General features: G+C 68.3%; 5 protein-coding genes and 1 pseudogene. 3 read left to right on the top strand and 3 right to left on the bottom strand.

Translation table 11 applies throughout. From position 1 onward, the window contains the following. Nucleotides 1-84: 84 nt before the first annotated feature. Nucleotides 85-495 (bottom strand): annotated as a pseudogene (locus tag A5680_RS07695) (FHA domain-containing protein); the annotation flags it as partial. 70 nt (nt 496-565) lie between these two features. Continuing rightward, nucleotides 566-1,774 carry an NADH:flavin oxidoreductase gene (locus A5680_RS07690; protein ID WP_055405318.1) on the bottom strand — a complete coding sequence of 403 codons (1,209 nt, stop codon included), beginning with the start codon at nt 1,772-1,774 and terminating at the stop codon, nt 566-568. 39 nt (nt 1,775-1,813) lie between these two features. On the opposite strand from A5680_RS07690, the gene A5680_RS07685 reads away from it, so the two are divergent. Both A5680_RS07685 and A5680_RS07680 read left to right on the top strand, forming a co-directional pair. Then, on the top strand, nt 1,814-2,659 hold the full coding sequence (locus tag A5680_RS07685; protein ID WP_067817886.1) for a bifunctional methylenetetrahydrofolate dehydrogenase/methenyltetrahydrofolate cyclohydrolase: 846 nt from the start codon (nt 1,814-1,816) through the stop codon (nt 2,657-2,659). Next, a complete protein-coding gene (locus A5680_RS07680) occupies nt 2,656-2,937 on the top strand; it encodes a DUF3017 domain-containing protein (protein ID WP_055405320.1) in 282 nt (93 codons plus the stop codon). Before A5680_RS07685 ends, A5680_RS07680 begins: the two co-directional genes overlap by 4 nt. Here the strand turns inward: A5680_RS07680 and A5680_RS07675 are convergent. Then, nucleotides 2,934-3,485, bottom strand: coding sequence for a DUF732 domain-containing protein (locus tag A5680_RS07675; protein ID WP_067817883.1), 552 nt, complete (start codon nt 3,483-3,485; stop codon nt 2,934-2,936). The two genes, A5680_RS07680 and A5680_RS07675, sit on opposite strands and share 4 nt — an antisense overlap. A 295-nt stretch (nt 3,486-3,780) precedes the next feature. Between A5680_RS07675 and A5680_RS07670 the strand changes: the two genes are divergently transcribed. Next, a complete protein-coding gene (locus A5680_RS07670; RefSeq protein ID WP_067817879.1) occupies nt 3,781-5,211 on the top strand; it encodes an FAD-binding oxidoreductase in 1,431 nt (476 codons plus the stop codon). The last annotated feature ends 179 nt before the right edge of the window (nt 5,212-5,390 follow it).

Here is a 5,390-nt window from a genome sequence, read left to right as displayed (position 1 = left end):
CCGAGCCGCCGCTGGGCACCGAGATCCGCGACGCGCACAGCGTCAACGGCACCTTCGTCAACGGCGACCGGGTGGGGCCGCGACTGGCGGGCCCGCCGGCGAGGCGGACCACGCCGCGCCGGATGGCTGGGCCGCCATCGGGATGCCCATCGACTCGGTTTGCGGTGGGCGCCCGGCCATCCCTTGGTGCCGGCCGACCTCGAACATCAGCTGCGGCCCGTCCGGGTTCCCGATGTTGAGGCTTTGGCCGTCGTGGATCTCGACCACCGGCACCCGCCGGCCGTTGACGAAAGTGCCGTTGAGCGAACCGTTGTCGATCGCCAGCCACCGGCCCTGGTCGAACCGCAGCAGCAGGTGCGCGCGCGAAATGAGCGGGTGGGTGATGCGCATGTCGGCGCGCAGATCGCGCCCCACCACCACGTCGTGGCCGGCGGCAAAGGTGCGTTCTGACCCGTCATGACGAACCGTCAGCACGGGGGCGGCTGGTGCACTCATCGAACCAACTGTATCTCGTGAACCCAAGGCCACCCTGAGGTCCAAATGTGCGTTCGGGGGCCCGCTCTCGTCACCGCGCTAGCAGATCGGGGGCGCCCGTGACCACGCACTGGGTGCGCGTGTAGATGGTGGCCATGCACTTGTTGCAGTGCGTGCACGCGGAATGCACGCTGTGCGCCGCGCCGTCGGCCGCGATCCGATTGATCAGGTCGGGTTCGGCCAGCAGCGCCCGGCCCATCGCGACGAAGTCAAACCCCTCCGCCATCGCCAGGTCCATCGTGTCCCGGTTGGTGATGCCGCCGAGCAGGATCAGTGGCATGGTCAGCTCGGCGCGGAACAGCTTGGCGTGCCGCAACAAATAGGCCTCGCGGTAGGGGTACTCGCGCAGGAACTTCTTGCCGGTCATCCGCATGCCCCAACTCAGCGGCGGCTTGAACGCCGCGGCGAACTCCTTGAGCGGCGCGTCACCGTGGAACAGGTACATCGGGTTCACCAGTGAGCTGCCCGCGGTGAGTTCGATCGCGTCCAGCCCGCCGTCGTCCTGCAGCCACTTGGCGGTGGTCAGCGATTCCTCGGTGGAGATGCCGCCACGCACCCCGTCGGTCATGTTGAGCTTTGCGGTGACCGCGATCGGCGTGCCCTCCTTTTCCACCGCGCGGCGCACGGCCATCACAATGCCGCGTGCCACCTTCGCCCGGTTCTCAAGCGACCCGCCGAACTCGTCGTCGCGCCGGTTGATCAGCGGGGACAAGAACGAGCTCGCCAAGTAGTTGTGGCCCAAGTGGATTTCGACCGCGTCGAAGCCGGCTTCGATCGCCAGCCGGACGGCGCCCGCGTGCCCCTCGATGACGTCGTCGATGTCGTCGCGCGTCGCCTTCTTGGCGAACCGCATCCCGATCGGATTGAAGAACCGCACCGGTGCCAGCGCCCTGGCCTTGTTGGATTTGGCGTTGGCCACCGGCCCCGCGTGGCCGATCTGCGCGCTCACCGCCGCGCCCTCGGCGTGGATCGCGTCGGTGAGCTTACGGAAGCCGGGCACCGCCTCCGGGCGCATCCAGATCCCGTTGCCCTCGGTGCGGCCGCCGGGGGAGACGGCGCAATAGGCGACGGTGGTCATGCCGACGCCGCCGGCGGCGGGCAGCCGGTGGTATTCGATCAGGTCGTCGGTCACCAGGGTGTCGGGCGTGCGGGCCTCGAAGGTCGCCGACTTGATGGTGCGGTTACGCAGCGTGATCGGGCCCAGCTTGGCCGGGCTGAACACGTCCGGAGGGGTAGACATATCGGGAGCCTAACGGCAAGGCATGCCAGACTGTCAGGCGTGGGCGCAATCACACTGGACGGCAAGGCCACCCGCGACGAAATCTTCGTCGATCTCAAAGAACGAGTGGCCGCCCTGACCGCGTCGGGCCGCACGCCCGGGCTGGGGACCATCCTGGTCGGCGACGATCCGGGGTCGCAGGCCTACGTCCGGGGCAAGCACGCCGACTGCGCCAAGGTCGGCATCACCTCGATCCGCCGGGACCTGCCGGCCGACATCAGCACCGCGACGCTTCACGACACCATCGACGAGCTGAACGCCAACCCGCACTGCACCGGCTACATCGTGCAGTTGCCGTTGCCCAAGCATCTGGACGAGAACGCGGCGCTGGAGCGGGTCGACCCGAACAAGGACGCCGACGGCCTGCACCCCACGAACCTGGGCCGGCTGGTGCTCAGCGTGGCGGCGCCGCTGCCGTGCACCGCTCGCGGGATCGTGCACCTGCTGCGCCGCTACGACGTCGAGATCGCCGGCGCGCACGTGGTCATCATCGGCCGGGGTGTGACGGTGGGACGCCCGTTGGGCCTGCTGCTGACCCGCCGCTCCGAGAACGCCACGGTGACGTTGTGCCACACCGGAACTCGCGATCTGGCCACGCATACCCGGCAGGCGGACATCGTGGTGGCCGCCGTCGGGGTACCACATATGTTGACCGCCGACATGGTGCGTCCGGGTGCCGCGGTCGTCGACGTGGGGGTCAGCCGGACCGACAACGGGTTGGTCGGCGACGTGCACCCCGACGTGTGGGAGGTCGCCGGCCACGTGTCCCCGAATCCCGGCGGTGTCGGCCCGTTGACCCGGGCGTTCCTGCTGACCAACGTCGTCGAACTCGCCGAGCGGCAATGAGCGCGAGGTCGCTCGTCAGGGCCCAGTGGCCAATCCTGCTGGTGGGCTTGACTTTCGCGACCGCGCTGGCGCTGGTGGGGGCCAACTTCTGGCGCCGCGGGTCACTGTTGATCGGCATCGGTGTCGGCCTGGCGGCGGCGCTGAGATTGGTGCTGTCCGACGAGCGGTCCGGCCTTTTGGTGGTGCGTAGCAAGGGAATTGACTTCGTCACCACGGCGACGGTCGCGGCCGCGATGGTCTACATCGCGTGGACCATCGACCCGCTGGGTACCGGTTAGATACCCGGCGCCGCCGGGATCCGCCCCGGTATGCCGGGCATCTGCCCGGCCATGCCGGGATACTGGCCCGCCACGCCGGGGATTTGTCCGGCCATGCCGGGGATCTGCCCGCCCGTCATGCCGGGCACGCCGGGAACCTGCCCGGGCATTCCCGGCATCTGCGGAACCGACAGGTTGCCGCTGGCCAGGTTCGCCATCTGCTCCGGGCAGTAGGTCTGTATCGCGATGGTGGTGAACATGCGCGCCATCATGGGCGACATGCCCCGGCCGGAGACGCTGGACGCGGCCGCGGCGAAGTTGCCGCCCGGCTGGGCAAGCATCGGGCAGATGGACTGGCCCACCGACATCGCGTTTCCGGGCTCGCCGAAGTCGATGCCGGCGTGGTTGAGCGCGTCGATGAAGTTGTCGTCGGGGTTGTCCGCGCCGGCCGGCGCGGCGAACGCCGACGCCGCGGTGAGCAGGCCGGCGGCGGCAGCGAGCAGACGAACGGTCAGGGGCTGGTTCCGAAACAGCCAGATCCATCGGTTCGTTCGTGCCAGTGCCTTCATGCAGCCTCCCCCGCAATCGTGGAGTGCGCAGAAAGCACTCGAATCACGTTGAGAACTCTGAGCTATCACTGTCACGTTTGCGACACGGTGGGATAAAGGTTCGCACAATAAGCGTTTTGTGAGTCGGCCGCGGCCGCGACGTCGATTATTGGGCGGTCTGCGCTCGGCACGCTTTTCGGCGGATCGAAGCCACACTGTGATCTTGACACGGGCGCCCAGACCGGGCTTTTGCGTGTGAAATGTTTAAGAATCTCCGCACATGACGACGAATCGCAGCCGTCCGCTTGACCCCCTGATGCAGGGCCGCATCTCGCGCCAGACGTTTCTGCGCGGCGCCGTCGGAATGTTGGCGACCGGGGCGGTTTTGGGCCCGGCGCGCGCCGCCGCGGACCCCGCCGCCGGCTGGGGCGGGCTGGCGTCCTCCATCGGCGGCAGCGTCGTGCTGCCCGCCAACGGCGCCCAATTCGCCACCAGCAAAAAGGTTTTCAACTCGTTCTATGACAGTTCCAATCCCGCTGCGGTGGTGACGGTTTCGTCGCAGGCGGATGTGCAGAAGGCGGTGGCGTTCGCGACGGCCAACAACCTCAAGGTCGCCCCGCGCGGGGGAGGGCATTCGTACATCGGCGCGTCCAGTGCCAACGGCACCTTGGTGCTGGACCTGCGGGGGCTCCCGGGCGCGCCCAACTTCGACGGCAACACTGTCACCGTCACCCCCGCGACCACCCTGTACGCGATCCACCAGGCATTGGCAAGTGCCGGCCGGGCGATTCCCACCGGCAGTTGTCCGAACGTCGGCATCGCCGGCCTCGCGATGGGTGGCGGGATCGGGCCCGATACCCGGCACGCGGGCCTGACCTGTGACGCGCTGCAGTCGGCCACGGTGGTGCTGCCCAGCGGCGACGTGGTGACCGCCTCGGCCAACGACAACCCCGATCTGTTCTGGGCGCTTCGCGGCGGAGGGGGCGGCAATTTCGGGGTGACCACGTCGATGACGTTCTCCACCTTCGCGACCTCCGACAGCGACGTGGTGCGGCTCGACTTCCCGCCGGCGTCGGCCACCCAGGTGCTCGTCGGTTGGCAGTCCTGGCTCAGCGCGGCGGACCGAAACACCTGGGGCATAGTCGATCTGATGATCGGTTCGGCGCCGAATTGCCACGTGCTGGCGCTCTGCCCGGCGGGCGCGGGCGCGGGCGTGGTCGATGCGATCAAGACCGCGGTGGGGGTGGCGCCCACGTCCGTGATGAACAAGACGATGAATCGCTCGGATTTGGTGATGTACCTGGCCGGGGGCAGCTCCAATCCGCCGGCCCGCGCGTTCCTGGCCGGTTCCGACGTCATCGGGCCGGTGGATTCCGCTGCGGCACATGCCATTGCGACCGCGATCGGGCAGTGGCCGTCGGGGGCGGGGCAGGCGTCGGTGCTCGTCGACCCGCTCGGCGGCGCCGCCGCGGACGTGGCCGCCGGGGACACCGCTTTTCCGTGGCGCAACCAGGCGGCCGTGCTGCAGTGGTACGTCGAACCGTCCGGCGGCCAGGTCGCCGCCGCGAACACCTGGCTGAGCTCCGCGCATCAAGCGGTGCAACAGATCTCGGTCGGCGGATACGTCAATTACCTGGAGCCCAATGGCGCGCCGGCGCGCTACTTCGGCTCGAACCTGTCGCGGCTGACGGCTGTGCGGCAGAAGTACGACCCGAATCGGATCATGTACTCGGGGCTGAACTTCTAGCGGTTTGCAGCCCCGACCGCTCCCGCGCGAAAGTTTTTGCGCGAGTGTGTATCTATGGCGATTTTCGGGCGCGTTTTTGTCGGTGGGGGTCGTTAGGTTCGGGGGTATGAGTCCAAGCGGTCATCCAGACGTCGACGCGGTGTTCGACGATCTCGATGCCGTCTTGGCCCGTGTCCGCG

This window comes from Mycobacterium sp. E2989 (assembly GCF_001667595.1).
GTDB lineage: Bacteria > Actinomycetota > Actinomycetes > Mycobacteriales > Mycobacteriaceae > Mycobacterium.
This window is presented reverse-complemented; position numbering and strand designations above follow the sequence as displayed.

Excerpts from the sequence above, each read along its gene's own strand:
- A5680_RS07690 (WP_055405318.1), bottom strand. The coding sequence starts at position 1,774 with ATGTCTACCCCTCCGGACGTGTTCAGCCCGGCCAAGCTGGGCCCGATC.
- A5680_RS07680 (WP_055405320.1), top strand. The coding sequence starts at position 2,656 with ATGAGCGCGAGGTCGCTCGTCAGGGCCCAGTGGCCAATCCTGCTGGTG.
- A5680_RS07675 (WP_067817883.1), bottom strand. The coding sequence starts at position 3,485 with ATGAAGGCACTGGCACGAACGAACCGATGGATCTGGCTGTTTCGGAAC.
- A5680_RS07670 (WP_067817879.1), top strand. The coding sequence starts at position 3,781 with ATGCAGGGCCGCATCTCGCGCCAGACGTTTCTGCGCGGCGCCGTCGGA.